At 69.9% G+C, this 13,992-nt stretch carries 15 protein-coding genes; 14 read left to right on the forward strand and 1 reads right to left on the reverse strand.

Going from position 1 to position 13,992, the window contains the following annotated elements:
• Positions 1-95 precede the first annotated feature (95 nt).
• A complete protein-coding gene (gene rplK / locus ABD126_RS19630) occupies positions 96-530 on the forward strand; it encodes a 50S ribosomal protein L11 (protein ID WP_121224842.1) in 435 nt (144 codons plus the stop codon).
• 74 nt (positions 531-604) lie between these two features.
• Positions 605-1,321, forward strand: coding sequence for a 50S ribosomal protein L1 (gene rplA, locus ABD126_RS19635; protein ID WP_343935322.1), 717 nt, complete (start codon positions 605-607; stop codon positions 1,319-1,321).
• Between the two features lie 66 nt (positions 1,322-1,387).
• Here the strand turns inward: rplA and ABD126_RS19640 are convergent, their stop codons facing one another.
• Positions 1,388-2,107 carry a hypothetical protein gene (locus ABD126_RS19640; protein WP_343935323.1) on the reverse strand — a complete coding sequence of 240 codons (720 nt, stop codon included), beginning with the start codon at positions 2,105-2,107 and terminating at the stop codon, positions 1,388-1,390.
• Between the two features lie 261 nt (positions 2,108-2,368).
• Between ABD126_RS19640 and rplJ the strand changes: the two genes are divergently transcribed.
• The 12 genes from rplJ to ABD126_RS19700 all read left to right on the forward strand — a co-directional run bounded on the left by rplJ (position 2,369) and on the right by ABD126_RS19700 (position 13,853).
• Complete coding sequence (rplJ, locus tag ABD126_RS19645) at positions 2,369-2,923, forward strand: 50S ribosomal protein L10 (RefSeq protein ID WP_343935324.1); 555 nt, start codon at positions 2,369-2,371, stop codon at positions 2,921-2,923.
• Positions 2,924-2,978: 55 nt separating this feature from the next.
• Entirely contained in the window at positions 2,979-3,365 is a 387-nt protein-coding gene (gene rplL / locus ABD126_RS19650) for a 50S ribosomal protein L7/L12 (protein WP_343935325.1), read from the forward strand.
• A gap of 299 nt (positions 3,366-3,664) precedes the next feature.
• Positions 3,665-4,789: an ABC transporter ATP-binding protein gene (locus ABD126_RS19655; RefSeq protein ID WP_343935326.1), complete on the forward strand. Its 1,125-nt coding sequence runs from the start codon at positions 3,665-3,667 to the stop codon at positions 4,787-4,789.
• Positions 4,786-5,571 carry an MlaE family ABC transporter permease gene (locus ABD126_RS19660; protein WP_343935327.1) on the forward strand — a complete coding sequence of 262 codons (786 nt, stop codon included), beginning with the start codon at positions 4,786-4,788 and terminating at the stop codon, positions 5,569-5,571. Before ABD126_RS19655 ends, ABD126_RS19660 begins: the two co-directional genes overlap by 4 nt.
• A gap of 1 nt (position 5,572) precedes the next feature.
• Positions 5,573-6,412: an MlaE family ABC transporter permease gene (locus ABD126_RS19665; protein WP_343935328.1), complete on the forward strand. Its 840-nt coding sequence runs from the start codon at positions 5,573-5,575 to the stop codon at positions 6,410-6,412.
• A complete protein-coding gene (locus ABD126_RS19670) occupies positions 6,409-7,755 on the forward strand; it encodes an MCE family protein (protein WP_343935329.1) in 1,347 nt (448 codons plus the stop codon). The genes ABD126_RS19665 and ABD126_RS19670 overlap by 4 nt, the downstream gene beginning before the upstream one ends.
• On the forward strand, positions 7,752-8,780 hold the full coding sequence (locus tag ABD126_RS19675) for an MCE family protein (protein ID WP_343935330.1): 1,029 nt from the start codon (positions 7,752-7,754) through the stop codon (positions 8,778-8,780). The genes ABD126_RS19670 and ABD126_RS19675 overlap by 4 nt, the downstream gene beginning before the upstream one ends.
• Complete coding sequence (locus ABD126_RS19680; protein WP_343935331.1) at positions 8,777-9,787, forward strand: MCE family protein; 1,011 nt, start codon at positions 8,777-8,779, stop codon at positions 9,785-9,787. Before ABD126_RS19675 ends, ABD126_RS19680 begins: the two co-directional genes overlap by 4 nt.
• Position 9,788: 1 nt before the next feature.
• Positions 9,789-10,958 carry an MCE family protein gene (locus ABD126_RS19685; protein ID WP_343935333.1) on the forward strand — a complete coding sequence of 390 codons (1,170 nt, stop codon included), beginning with the start codon at positions 9,789-9,791 and terminating at the stop codon, positions 10,956-10,958.
• The gene (locus ABD126_RS19690; RefSeq protein WP_343935334.1) at positions 10,955-12,106 is read left to right on the forward strand and encodes an MCE family protein; all 1,152 of its coding nucleotides are present in this window, start codon (positions 10,955-10,957) and stop codon (positions 12,104-12,106) included. Before ABD126_RS19685 ends, ABD126_RS19690 begins: the two co-directional genes overlap by 4 nt.
• Positions 12,103-13,332 carry an MCE family protein gene (locus ABD126_RS19695; RefSeq protein WP_343935335.1) on the forward strand — a complete coding sequence of 410 codons (1,230 nt, stop codon included), beginning with the start codon at positions 12,103-12,105 and terminating at the stop codon, positions 13,330-13,332. Before ABD126_RS19690 ends, ABD126_RS19695 begins: the two co-directional genes overlap by 4 nt.
• 14 nt (positions 13,333-13,346) lie before the next feature.
• On the forward strand, positions 13,347-13,853 hold the full coding sequence (locus ABD126_RS19700) for a hypothetical protein (RefSeq protein ID WP_343935336.1): 507 nt from the start codon (positions 13,347-13,349) through the stop codon (positions 13,851-13,853).
• The last annotated feature ends 139 nt before the right edge of the window (positions 13,854-13,992 follow it).

The raw sequence follows: 13,992 nt of genomic DNA on the forward strand, positions 1-13,992 counted from the left end.
CGGTCACCAGACTCCGGCGCCCCGGTCGGGTGCCGGCAGCCACGCTGCGGCTGGCAGGGCCGCGCGCGGACACCGCAATAACAGGAAGCACTGAGATGCCACCCAAGAAGAAGAAGCTCGCAGCGATCATCAAGCTGCAGATCAAGGCCGGGGCCGCGAACCCCGCGCCGCCGGTCGGCCCCGCGCTGGGTCAGCACGGCGTCAACATCATGGAGTTCTGCAAGCAGTACAACGCCGCGACCGAGTCGCAGCGCGGCACCGTGGTGCCGGTCGAGATCTCCGTGTACGAAGACCGCTCGTTCGACTTCAAGCTCAAGACGCCGCCGGCCGCGAAGCTGCTGCTGAAGGCCGCGGGCGTGGAGAAGGGCTCGGGCGAGCCGCACCGCACCAAGGTCGCCAAGGTGACCATGGACCAGGTGCGCGAGATCGCGCAGACCAAGATGGTCGACCTGAACGCCAACGACGTGGACCAGGCGGCGAAGATCATCGCCGGCACCGCCCGCTCCATGGGCATCACCGTCGAAGGCTGACCCTTTTCTTTTGATCCCGTGGGAGAGCCAAGCGCTGGCTCGTCACCACTACTGTTTGGTTAAGGAACAGAAGCATGAAGCGCAGCAAGGCGTACAAGGCCGCGGCTGAGCTCGTCGACCGGGAGCGGCTGTACTCGCCGCTGGAGGCCGCGAAGCTCGCCAAGGAGACGTCCAAGGTCAAGCTGGACGCGACCGTCGAGGTCGCCATCCGGCTCGGCGTCGACCCCCGCAAGGCCGACCAGATGGTCCGCGGCACCGTGAACCTGCCGCACGGTACGGGCAAGACCGCCCGCGTGATCGTCTTCGCGACCGGTGACAAGGCCAACGAGGCCACCGCCGCCGGTGCGGACGCGGTCGGCAGCGAGGACCTGATCGAGCGCATCCAGGGTGGCTGGCTCGACTTCGACGCCGCGATCGCGACGCCGGACCAGATGGCCAAGGTCGGCCGCATCGCCCGCATCCTCGGCCCCCGCGGCCTGATGCCGAACCCGAAGACCGGCACCGTGACGCCCGACGTCACCAAGGCCGTGACGGAGATCAAGGGCGGCAAGATCAACTTCCGCGTGGACAAGCAGGCCAACCTGCACCTCGTCATCGGCAAGGCGTCCTTCGACCCGGAGAAGCTGGTCGAGAACTACGCCGCCGCCCTGGACGAGATCCTGCGCGCGAAGCCGTCCGCCGCGAAGGGTCGTTACCTGAAGAAGGTCACCGTCTCCACGACGATGGGCCCGGGCATCCCGGTCGACCCGAACCGCACCCGCAACCTGCTGAGCGACGAAGCCACCGCCTGATCCGGCTTCGCGCGGTAGCTGACGAAAGCCCCTCGGCACCTCGTGCCGAGGGGCTTTTCGCTGGCCTCAACAGGCCGGTTCGGCCTCGTACCCGGTGATCACCCACGTCTTGTTCTCCTGCATGGAGAGGACGAAGCGACCGAGCCGGGGTCCGCCATCGACCTGGAGCTCGCACGAGCTGACCACGACCGAGCCGCCGTCGGGCACCGCGCGCATGTCGGCCGGGAAACCGATCTGGCGGTACTGCGCGCCGTTGGTCACCTGCTTGCTGAGCTGGTGCACGGCGGAGTCGCAGTCGGGCGCGCCGAACGCCTCGGTGAACGCCTTCTTCGCCTTGTCCTCGCTGAAGAGCAGGCACGCGCGGCCCGCGTCGTCGTTCAGGACGTGCTTGTAGAACAGGGCGACCGTGCCCTGGAGCCCGTACGGCGTCTGGGGCGCGATGACGTTGCCCTTGTCGCCGCCGCTGTCCACCGCCACCGAGCCGGGGTCCTCGCCGCCGAAGTACCGCTCGTAGAAGTACATGCCCACCAGCACGACGATGAGCAGCAGGATCAGGCGGCGGACGAGTTTGCTGCCGAGTACGACCTGCCACAGCGGTTTGCGCGGGGGTGCCGCGGGGGCCGCCGGTGGGGGCGGGGGTGTGGGGGTGCCCGGTGGGAGGGCTTGGGGGCCCTGGGCTTGCTGGAAGCGTTGGAACTCCTGGAACCGTTGGAACTCCTGGAACTGCCGGAGTTGTTCCGGGTCGATGTCCGGGGGCGGCGGGTTCCTCGGTGGCTCTTCGGTCACGGGTCACATCATGCCGATTTGGAGGCTCCGGGACACGTCCCGTACTCTGGTGCACGGTTCCACCAAAGACCGCTGGTCTTCCCACGCCCTCGGGCGCGGGGACGAAGGGTTCGCACGGCGAACGGCCCGCGCAGGAGGACGAGGTAAGCATCAGACGCGCTCGCGCGTCTCTTCCGCCCCGTGCTGCTGTGCGCCGGGGCGTTTTTCATGCCTTCTCTTCGGTCGGCCGGCGGCTCACCTAAGCCCAGAGAGGAGGCGATCATGGCGAAGCCCAGCAAGGTTTCGGCCGTCGCCGAGCTGACGGACAAGTTCCGCGGCAGCTCGGCCGCCGTCGTCACCGAGTACCGTGGCCTCTCCATGGCGCAGCTCACCACGCTGCGTCGCGCTCTCGGCGCGGGCACCACGTACACCGTTGCGAAGAACACGCTGGTCAAGCGTGCCGCTCAGGACGCGGGCGTCGAGGGTCTGGAAGACCTGCTCGTCGGCCCGACCGCCATCGCCTTCGTCGAAGGCGAGCCGGTCGACGCGGCCAAGGCGCTGCGCGACTTCGCGAAGGACAACAAGGCCCTGGTCATCAAGGGCGGCTTCATGGACGGCCGCCCCCTCTCGGTCGACGAGGTCACCGCCATCGCGGACCTCGAAAGCCGCGAGGTGCTGCTCGCCAAGCTGGCGGGCGCGATGAAGGGCAACCTGGCCAAGGCCGCGGGTCTGTTCAACGCCCCGGCTTCCCAGGTCGCCCGCCTGGCCGCTGCCCTGCAGGAGAAGAAGGCTTCGGAGGCTCCCGCCGCCGAGGCCGAGGCTCCGGCCGAAAGCTGATCAACCCGACACATCGCGTCCAGTTCGGGCGTTGGATTAGAAAGGACCGCCGATCATGGCGAAGCTCAGCACCGACGAGCTGCTCGACGCGTTCAAGGAGATGACCCTCCTGGAGCTGTCGGCGTTCGTGAAGCAGTTCGAGGAGACCTTCGAGGTCACCGCCGCCGCTCCGGTCGCCGTCGCCGCCGCGGGCCCGGCCGCCGCCGCTGCCCCGACCGAGGAGGAGAAGGACGAGTTCACCGTCGTCCTCGACTCCGCCGGTGACAAGAAGATCCAGGTCATCAAGGTCGTCCGCGAGGTCGTCTCGGGCCTGGGCCTGAAGGAGGCCAAGGAGCTGGTCGAGTCCGCTCCGAAGCCGCTGCTGGAGAACGTGGCGAAGGACGTCGCCGACGCCGCCAAGGAGAAGCTCGAAGCCGCCGGCGCCAAGATCTCGCTCAAGTGAGCCGAGCGGCCCGCCGGGAACACCGGCGGGTCGGCGCCTGAAGCTGAACGCGCGGAAGGGCGGGCACCCACTCTGGGTGCCCGCCCTTTCGCATGTCCGGAACGCGTGCGGAGTTCACGTACCTGTGACCCGGAGATTGACCGAATCGGGCGAAACGGAGATCACACCGTTCGTTACGCATCCGTGACACCCGCTAACCCAACTGGGGAGTAACCACGACGCGACGGGCTCGTTGCACGGGTATGGCGACCTGCTGCGCGGGTCTCGCCAGGCGTTGTGGCCGGTGACCTGGAGGTGCGATGGGCGTCGAGGTGGTCGTCGAGGGCCTGACCAAATCCTTCGGCAAGCAGACCATCTGGCGGGACGTCACGCTCACCCTGCCGCCGGGCGAGGTCAGCGTGATGCTGGGTCCCTCCGGAACGGGCAAGTCCGTCTTCCTCAAGTCCCTGGTCGGGCTGCTCAAGCCCGAAAAGGGCCGGATCATGATCAACGGCACCGACCTGGTCCGCTGCTCGGAGCACAAGCTCTACGAGATCCGGAAGCTGTTCGGCGTCCTGTTCCAGGACGGCGCGCTGTTCGGCTCGATGAACCTCTTCGACAACGTGGCGTTCCCGCTGCGCGAGCACACCCGCAAGACCGAGGCCGAGGTCCGGCGGATCGTGCTGGAGAAGATGGAGATGGTCGGCCTCGTCGGCGCGGAGAAGAAGCTGCCCGGCGAGATCTCCGGCGGCATGCGCAAGCGCGCCGGCCTCGCCCGCGCCCTGGTGCTCGACCCCGAGATCATCCTGTGCGACGAGCCGGACTCCGGTCTCGACCCGGTCCGCACCGCCTACCTCTCGCAGCTGCTCATCGACCTGAACTCGCAGATCGACGCCACGATCCTGATCGTCACGCACAACATCACCGTCGCGCGCACGGTCCCGGACAACCTGGGCATGCTGTTCCGCCGCGAACTGGTCATGTTCGGCCCCCGCGAGGTGCTGTTGACCAGCGACGAACCGGTCGTGGAGCAGTTCCTCAACGGCCGCCGCATCGGCCCGATCGGCATGTCCGAGGAGAAGGACCAGGCCACGATGGCCGCCGAGCTGGCGCACCGGGACGCGGGCCACTTCGACGGCTCCCCGGACGAGGACGTGCGCGGCGTGGTGCCGCAGCTCGAACCCACCCCGGGCCTGCCGCCGCGCACCGCCGTGCGCCGCCGCAAGGACCGGGTCATGAGCATCATCCACACGCTGCCGCCCGAGGCGCAGCAAGGGATCATCGCGAGCCTCACGCCCGAGGAGCAGCGCCACTACCGCGTGCTCGCGACCTCCAGCCAGACCCAGCAGAGCTTCGACCGCACCGTCCCGGCCGCGGGCACCACGGTGCCGGTGGCCGAGCGGCCCGCGCCCAGTCCCTGGCCCCGGCGGGGAGGCGACCTGTGAGCGCCCCGGCGACCTTCCCCGGCGCGGGCGCCCTGCGGGAGACCGGCCGGCTGTTCGCGCTCGGCATCGACGTCGTCCGCAACACCTTCCGCCGCCCGTTCCAGCTGCGCGAGTTCATCCAGCAGTGCTGGTTCGTGGTCAGCGTGACGGTCCTGCCGACCGCCCTGGTCTCGATCCCGTTCGGCGCGGTCATCGCGTTGCAGCTCGGGTCGCTGACCCGGCAGATCGGCGCCCAGTCGTTCACCGGCGCGGCCAGCGTGCTGGCGATCATCCAGCAGGCCAGCCCGATCGTGACGGCCCTGCTCATCGCGGGCGCGGGCGGCAGCGCCATCTGCGCGGACCTGGGCTCGCGCAAGATCCGCGAGGAGATCGACGCCATGGAGGTGCTGGGCGTCTCGCCGATCCAGCGCCTGGTGGTGCCCCGCGTCCTGGCCGCGATGCTGGTCAGCGTCCTGCTCAACGGCATGGTCAGCGTCGTCGGCGTGATGGGCGGCTACTTCTTCAACGTGATCCTCCAGGACGGCACGCCCGGCGCGTACCTGGCGAGCTTCAGCGCCCTGGCGCAGCTGCCGGACCTGTGGATCTCCGAGATCAAGGCGTTGATCTTCGGCTTCATCGCGGGCATCGTCGCGGCCTACCGGGGCCTGAACCCGGCGGGCGGCCCGAAGGGCGTGGGCGACGCGGTCAACCAGGCCGTGGTCATCACGTTCCTGCTGCTGTTCTTCGTGAACTTCGTGCTCACCACGATCTACCTCCAGGTCGTCCCGGCGAAGGGGAGCTGAGATGGCCACGATCGGCAACCGCGCGCGCAAAGCCGCCAACGCGCCGCTGAACATGCTGGACACCTTCGGCGACCAGCTCTGGTTCTACCTGCGCGCCCTGGCGTGGACGCCCCGGACGCTGCACCGCTACCTGCGCGAGACCCTCCGGCTGCTGGCCGAGGTCAGCTTCGGCTCGGGCGCGCTGGCGGTCATCGGCGGCACCATCGGCGTGATGGTCGGCCTGTCGGTGTTCACCGGCACGGTCGTGGGCCTCCAGGGCTTCGCCGCCCTGAACCAGATCGGCACGTCGGCGTTCGCGGGCTTCGTGTCGGCCTACTTCAACACCCGCGAGATCGCGCCGCTGGTGGCCGGTCTCGCCCTGAGCGCGACGGTGGGCTCCGGGTTCACCGCCCAGCTCGGCGCGATGCGGATCTCCGAGGAGATCGACGCGCTGGAGGTCATGGGCATCCCGAGCATGCCGTTCCTGGTGACCACCCGGATCATCGCGGGCTTCATCGCGATCATCCCGCTCTACGTCATCGGCCTGCTGACGTCCTATCTAGCGGCGCGGTTGATCACCGTCGAGCTGTACGGGCAGTCAGCGGGCACATACGACCACTACTTCAACCTGTTCCTACCCCCGGTGGACGTGCTCTGGTCGTTCGGCAAGGTCCTCGTCTTCTCGGTCGTGATCATCCTGACGCACTGCTACTACGGCTACCGGGCGTCCGGCGGCCCGGCGGGCGTGGGTGTCGCGGTCGGCCGCGCGGTGCGCACCGCGATCGTGACGACGAGCCTGCTGGACTTCTTCCTGAGCATGGCGATCTGGGGCACGACGACCACGGTGAGGATCGCCGGATGATCACCCGCAGGCTCCTGGGCGTCGTCTTCATCGCGGTCATCGCCCTGTTCCTCAGCCTCACCGTCGCGCTCTACAACGACGCCTTCACCAAGGTCGTCAAGGTGACGCTGAAGACCGACCGGGTCGGCAACCAGCTCCAGCTCGCCTCGGACGTGAAGGTGCGCGGGCTGGTCGTCGGCGAGGTCGCGGACATCCGCACCGAGGGCGACGGCGCCGTGCTGGAACTGGCGCTGCACCCCGACCAGGTGCACCAAATCCCCGGCAACGTCTCGGCGCGCCTGCTGCCCAAGACGCTGTTCGGCGAGCGGTACGTGAACCTGGTCGTGCCCAAGCAGCCCGACCTCGCGGACCACCTCGCCGACGGCGACGTCATCGAGCAGGACCGGTCGAGCAGCGCGATCGAGCTGGAACGGGTGCTCGACGACCTCATGCCGGTGTTGCAGGCGGTACAGCCGGAGAAGCTCGCCACCACGCTGACCGCCATGTCGCAGGCCCTGGACAACCGGGGCGAGCAGCTCGGCGAGACCCTCGTGCAGCTCGACGGTTACCTGGGCGAACTCAACCCGCAGCTGCCCGCCATCAAGCAGGGCATCAGCAAGCTGGCCGAGGTCTCCGACGTCTACGCCGACGCCGCGCCGGACCTGGTGCAGGCGCTGTCCGACGCCACCGTCACCAGCCGCACGCTGGTCGACCAGCGGGACAAGCTGCTCGCCATGTACGGCACGCTGACCACGACCGCGGTGGACCTGAACAGCTTCGTCACGGTCAACCGGAACAACCTGATCCAGCTCGCCGACGTGTCGCGACCGACGCTGGAGCTGCTGGCCAAGTACGCGCCCGAGTACCCGTGCCTGCTCAAGGGCCTGACCGAGTTCAAGCCGATCATGGACCAGGTGTTCGGCAAGGGCACCGACGAGCCGGGCCTGCACATCACGCTGGAGATCACCGCGAACCGCGGCAAGTACGAGCCGGGCAAGGACGAGCCGGAGTACGCCGACAAGCGCGGCCCGCGCTGCTACGACATCGTGCCGCGGCCGGACCCGTTCCCGCAGTACCCGCCGGAGGGCGCGGTGAAGGACGGGTCCACGTCCCCGCCGCCCGCGCGCAACGCCACCGACGGCCTGCTGCCGCCCAACACCGGCCAGATCAACCCGGACGGCACGGTCGTCTCGTCCGCGCCCGGCGGTCCGGCGCTCGCGCCGAGCCTCGCGAACTCGCCCGAGGAGATGGACTTCCTCAACGCGCTGCTCGCGCCGCAGTTCGGTCTGCGCAAGTCCGAGATGCCCAGCTTCACGGCCCTGCTGCTGGGGCCGCTGTACCGGGGAGCGGAGGTGACGGTGTGAGGTCGCTCGTCGCGCCGCTGGTCAAGCTGTCGATCTTCGCCGTCGTCACGGTCCTGGCGACCGCGCTGCTCGCCGTGACCATCGCGAACGTCAACTTCGCCGGCGCCACCACCTACACGGCCCGGTTCACCGACGTCACCGCGCTCAACGAGGGCGACGACATCCGCATCGCGGGTGTCCGGGTAGGCCAGGTGCGGGAGATCCGGGTGGTGGACCGCCGGCTCGCGGAGGTCGAATTCTCGCTGGAGGGCGAGCGCCGGCTGCCCGCCTCGGCGACCGCGACCATCAAGTACCGCAACCTGGTCGGCCAGCGGTACATCGCGCTGGAGCACGGCGTGGGCGACGCGTCCCCGCTCAAGCCCGGCGACGTGATCCCGGTCGAGCGCACCAAGCCCGCCCTGGACCTGACCGTGCTGTTCAACGGCTTCAAGCCGCTGTTCCAGGCGCTCAACCCGGACGACGTGAACAAGCTGTCCAACGAGATCATCCAGGTGCTCCAGGGCGAGGGCGGCACGATCGACAGCCTGCTGCGGCACACCGCGTCGCTCACCTCGACCCTGGCGAGCCGGGACAAGGTGATCGGCGAGGTCATCGACAACCTGAACACCGTTCTGGACACCGTGAACAGCCGTACGGACCAGGTCTCGACGCTCGTCGCGACCCTCCAGGAGCTGACCACGGGCCTGGCCGGCGACCGGCAGCCGATCGGCGAGTCGATCGCCGCCCTGGGCGACCTGACGAACAGCACGGCCGGCCTGCTCGACGAGGCCCGCGAGCCGCTGAAGAACGACATCGCCCGCCTGGGCGTGGTCTCCCAGACGCTGGCCGACAACGAGGCCGTGGTCGAGGGCGTCATCCAGCGGCTGCCGAACAAGATCGAGGCGATGGCGCGCACCGCGTCCTACGGCTCCTGGTTCAACTTCTTCCTGTGCGAGGGCACGGGTCGGATCGCCGTCCCGCCGGTCATCAACGACCCGATCCCGATCACCGCCCTCCCCGTCACACAGCCGAGGTGCCGCCGGTGAAACCCGAACGGAATCCGGTGACCATCGGCGCGGTCAGCCTGACCGTGATCGCGCTGCTGCTGCTCGCCGCCTTCTACTCCGACGACCTGCCGATCATCGGCGGCGGCACCACCTACCAGGCCGAGTTCAGCGAGGCCGCCGGGCTGGTGCCGAGCAACGAGGTGCGGGTCGCGGGCGTGAAGGTCGGCAAGGTGACCGACGTCGAGCTGGCCGGCGACCGGGTGCTGGTGTCGTTCAAGGTCAAGGACGCCTGGGTGGGCGACCGGACCACGGCGACCATCCGGATCAAGACCCTGCTCGGCCAGAAGTTCCTGGCGCTGGACCCGCAGGGCGCCGAGCCGATGGACCCGGGCAACCCGATCCCGCGCGAGCGCACCCTGGCCCCGTACGACGTGCAGGAGGCGTTCAACGGCCTCGCGTCCACGGTCGGCCAGATCGACACCAAGCAGCTCGCGGACAGCTTCCAGGTGCTGTCGGAGACGCTCGACGGCACCAAGGACAGCGTCCGGGGCGCGCTGGACGGCCTGTCCGCGCTGTCCAAGACGATCTCCTCGCGCGACGAGCAGCTGGCGAAGCTGCTGGCCAACACCCGGCAGGTCACCCAGACCCTGGCCGACCGCAACGAGCAGTTCGAGAAGCTGCTCGCGGACGGCAACCTGCTGCTGGGCGAGCTGCGCAAGCGCCGGGACGCCATCGGCGCGCTGCTGTCCGGCACCCGCGAGCTGTCCAAGGAGCTGTCCGGCCTGGTGGCGGACAACAACGCCCAGCTCAAGCCCGCCCTGGAGCAGTTGGACCGGGTGTCCACGATGCTCCAGCGCAACCAGGACACGCTCAGCCGCAGCCTCGCGCTGATGGCCCCGTTCTACCGGGTGTTCGCCAACACCCTGGGCAACGGCCGCTGGTTCGACACCTACATCTGCGGCCTGCTGCCGCCGTCGGTGAACCTCGGCGTGGTCGGCTTCAACGAAGAGGGCTGCCTGCCCCCCGGCGTGCAGAGGGGGAACTGACGTGGCGACCACGAGGGTCGGACGCGACCTCGGACGGGCCGTGGCGATCGCGTGCGTGCTCGCGCTCGTCGCCGCGGCGGCGATGTGGTGGGCGTTCGCCGGCGTGAACAGCCGGAAGGTGACCGCGCTGTTCGGCGGGGCGGTCGGCGTGTACCCGGGCTCGGACGTGCGGGTCCTGGGCGTGCGGATCGGGTCCATCGAGGACGTCGAGCCGCAGGGCACGCTGGTCAAGGTCACCATGTCGATCGACCGGACGGTCAAGGTCCCCGCGAACGCGCAGGCCGTCGTGGTCGCGCCGAGCGTGGTCAGCGACCGGTACGTCCAGCTCGCCCCCGCCTACACGGCCGGGCCGGCGATGGGCGACAACGCGACCATCCCGCGCGAGCGCACCGCCACCCCGGTCGAGCTGGACGAGCTGTACGCGAGCCTGGACAAGCTGACCACCGCGCTCGGCCCGAACGGCGCCAACAAGGACGGCGCGCTGTCGGACCTGCTGGACTCGGCGGCGGCCAACCTCGACGGCAACGGCAAGGCGCTCGGCGACACCATCAAGCAGCTCGGCGACGCCACCCGCACCCTGTCCGGCTCCAAGGACGACCTGTTCGGCACGGTGGACAACCTCCAGAGGTTCACCGGCATGCTGGCCGCCAACGACAGCCAGGTCCGGGACCTGAACCGGCAGCTCGCCGAGGTCGCCGGGTTCCTCGCCGACGAGCGGGAGAACCTCGGCGCGGCCCTGACCGAGCTGGCGAACGCGCTGGGGCAGGTGCAGGGCTTCATCCGGGACAACCGGGCGATCATCAAGACCAACGTGGACAAGCTGACCGGCATCACGCAGGTGCTGGTGGACCAGCGGGCCGCGCTGGCCGAGACCCTGGACGTCGCCCCGCTCGCGCTGGGCAACCTCCAGAACGCCTACAACGCGGCGTCGGGCACGCTGGACACCCGCGCCGACCTGAACGAGCTGAACCAGCCGCCGATCGTGCTGGTGTGCAAGCTGATCCAGTCCGTCGAACCGGGCAAGGTGCCGCTGGTGCTGTCGCAGGCGTGCAAGCAGTTGGAGCCCATCCTGTCCGGCGCGGTGCCGCTCAAGACGCCGGCCGAGGTGCTCAGCGACATGTCCCAGGGCAAGGTTCCGCTGCCCCTGCCGCTCGCGGGGGTGCCGCAATGAGGCGTCTGGTGGGGCTGATGGCCGGCGCGCTGCTGCTCACGGGCTGCGGCTCGGGCGGGTTCGACGGCGTCTACAACATGCCGCTGCCCGGCGGCGCGGACCTGGGCGACCGACCGTACGCGGTGAAGGTGCAGTTCAAGGACGTCCTGGACCTGGTGCCGCAGGCCGGCGTGAAGGTCAACGACGTGCCGGTGGGCCGCGTCGACCGCATCGACCTGGCCGCCGACGGCTGGACCGCCGAGGTGACCGTCCTGGTCAACGGGGACGTGAAGCTGCCCGGCAACGCCATCGCCAAGCTGCGCCAGTCCGCGCTGCTCGGCGAGAAGTACGTGGAGCTGGCCAAGCCCGCCGAGGGGCGCGAGGAGGGCACGCTCGCCGACGGCGCGACCATCCCGGTGGAGCGGACCAACCGCAACCCCGAGGTGGAGGAGGTCTTCGGTGCGCTGTCCATGCTGCTCAACGGCGGCGGCATCGCCCAGCTCCAGAACATCAGCAAGGAGCTGAGCGCGGCCCTGGAGGGCAACGAGCCCGAGATCAAGTCCCTGCTGACCAACCTGAACACGCTGGTCGGCGAGCTGGACGGGCACAAGACCGAGATCACCCGCGCGCTGGACGGCGTGAACCGGCTGGCCGGCACGCTGAGCGCCCAGCGCGACCAGATCAGCGGCGTGCTGGAGGGCCTGGAGCCCGGCCTGAAGGTGCTCAGCGAGCAGCGCACCCAGCTGGTGACCCTGTTGCAGTCGCTGGACTCGCTGGCCGACGTCGCCGTGGACACCATCGACAAGTCCAAGGCGGACGTCGTGGCCGACCTCAAGGCGCTCGAACCCGTGTTGCAGAAGCTGGTCGAGGCGGGCACGAACCTGCCCAACGCGTTCGAGCTGCTGCTGACCTACCCGTTCCCGGACGCGGCCGTCGACGGCATCAAGGGCGACTACACCAACCTGTACGCCGACCTCGACCTGAACCTGGGCACGGTCGTGGACAACCTGGGCCGGTCGCGGCAGAGCCCGCTGCCGACCCTGCCCGGCCTGGACGGCAACGCGCCGTCCCTGCCGCTGCCGCTGCCCAACCTGCCGCTGCCCCACCTCGGCGGCACCACCGGCCTCGGTGACGTGCTCGGTGGACTCCTGGGAGGTGGTCGCCGGTGATGACGGCCCGCACCCGCCTGCAGATCATCGCGTTCGTGCTGATCGCGCTGGTCGGCGTGAGCTACGTCGGCGCCCGGTACGTCGGCCTGGGCCGCGCGTTCGGCGCGACCGGCTACGTGGTGAAGATGCAGCTCGCCGACTCCGGCGGCGTGTTCACCAACGCCGAGGTGACCTACCGCGGCGTGACCGTCGGCCGGGTCGGCCAGATGCGGCTGACCGCCGACGGCATCGAGGTGGACCTGGACATCGACCCGGACGCGCCGCGCATCCCGGCCGACCTGGAGGCCGTGGTCGCCAACCGGTCCGCGGTCGGCGAGCAGTACGTCGACCTGCGCCCGCGCGGCGAGGACGGCCCGTACCTGGCCGAGGGCACGGTCATCCCGCGCAGCTCCACCAAGACCCCGCCGCCGGTGGACGGCCTGCTGACCAACCTCGACGCGTTCGCCAAGTCGGTGCCCACCGACTCGCTGCGCACCGTGGTGGACGAGCTGGACCAGGCGTTCAACGGCACCGGGCCGGACCTGCAGGTGCTGCTGGACAACACCCGCGTGTTCACCGAGGCGGCCACGCAGAACCTCCCGCAGACCAAGGCGTTGATCAACGACGGCCTGGTCGTGCTGAACACGCAGGCGGCGCAGGGGAGCGCGATCCGGTCGTTCTCCGGCGACCTGCGCGCGCTGGCGGAGACGCTGAAGAACTCCGACAGCGACCTGCGGGCGTTGATCGGCATCTCGCCGCAGGCCGCCGAGCAGCTGTCCGCGCTGCTCCGGGAGACCGGCCCGAACCTGGGCGTGGTCCTGGCGAACCTGCTGACCACCGGGAACGTCCTGGTGACCAGGCTGGACGGGCTGGAGCAGATCGCGGTGACCTACCCGATCGCCGTCGGCGGCGGGTTCAGCGTGGCCAAGGGCGACGGCACCGGCGCCCACTTCGGCCTCGCGCTCAACGTCTTCGACCCGCCGCCGTGCACGGTCGGCTACGAGGGCACCAGGATCCGCCAGGGCACCGACACCAGCCCCGTGGCGCTCAACACCGGGGCCTACTGCGCCCTGGCCCCCGGCAGCGTGACCAGCGTGCGAGGTGCGCAGAACGCCCCGTACGGTGGCACCCCGGGCACTCCGAAGGGCGACGAGACGTCCCAGCCGGGCCGGGAGCCCACCACCGGGCAGCCGGGTGAGCCGGTGGTCCTGACCAGCCTGGGGCAGTTGCTCGGTCTGCCGGGCTGAGCGGAGAGGACATCGTGCGACGTTTCTTCCTGCCGATCGCGGCCGTGCTGGCCGTGCTCGCCGCCGGGTACGCCACCTGGGCGGGCGTGTCCTGGTGGGGCGCCTCCACGAACGACTCGGCGGCGTTCGCCCGGGAGCGGGAGGAGGTGCTGCGGGTGGGCCAGGTCGGCATCGCGAACTTCACGACCCTGGACTACAAGAAGGTCGACGACGACCTGAACCGGTGGGTCGACTCCGCCACCGGCGAGCTGCGCACCGAGATCGAGAACGGCCGCGCGGAGCGCAAGAAGCAGATCGAGGACGCCAAGACCGTGACGGTGAGCCGGGTGCTGGACGCGGCCGTGACGGAGCTGGACTCGCGCGCGGGCAAGGCCCGCCTGATCGCCGTGGTCGAGACGACGGTGACGCCGGAGGGCGGCCAGCCGGTCAAGAAGGTCAACCGCTACCAGACCGCCCTGACCCGCACCGACGCCGGCTGGAAGCTCAACGCGCTCGGCCCGGTCGCGGCCGGCGGCGCCTGAGGATAGGAACGACTCGTGCCCCCGTCACGCCGCCGCCCCGTCCCGTCCACCCCGACGGGCCGCCCGAAGGTTGCCGGCCTCCGCAAGCGCCAGGACGCCCCGCCGTCGTCTTCTGACGCGGTCGACCCCGCGGTTGACC

The organism is Saccharothrix mutabilis subsp. mutabilis, from assembly GCF_039521145.1.
Classification (GTDB): Bacteria; Actinomycetota; Actinomycetes; order Mycobacteriales; family Pseudonocardiaceae; genus Actinosynnema; species Actinosynnema mutabilis.

Bases quoted from the DNA above. Each gene is read 5' to 3' on its own strand.
- rplK (WP_121224842.1), top strand. From the start codon at position 96: ATGCCACCCAAGAAGAAGAAGCTCGCAGCGATCATCAAGCTGCAGATC.
- rplA (WP_343935322.1), top strand. From the start codon at position 605: ATGAAGCGCAGCAAGGCGTACAAGGCCGCGGCTGAGCTCGTCGACCGG.
- rplJ (WP_343935324.1), top strand. From the start codon at position 2,369: ATGGCGAAGCCCAGCAAGGTTTCGGCCGTCGCCGAGCTGACGGACAAG.
- rplL (WP_343935325.1), top strand. From the start codon at position 2,979: ATGGCGAAGCTCAGCACCGACGAGCTGCTCGACGCGTTCAAGGAGATG.
- ABD126_RS19655 (WP_343935326.1), top strand. From the start codon at position 3,665: ATGGGCGTCGAGGTGGTCGTCGAGGGCCTGACCAAATCCTTCGGCAAG.
- ABD126_RS19665 (WP_343935328.1), top strand. From the start codon at position 5,573: ATGGCCACGATCGGCAACCGCGCGCGCAAAGCCGCCAACGCGCCGCTG.
- ABD126_RS19670 (WP_343935329.1), top strand. From the start codon at position 6,409: ATGATCACCCGCAGGCTCCTGGGCGTCGTCTTCATCGCGGTCATCGCC.
- ABD126_RS19690 (WP_343935334.1), top strand. From the start codon at position 10,955: ATGAGGCGTCTGGTGGGGCTGATGGCCGGCGCGCTGCTGCTCACGGGC.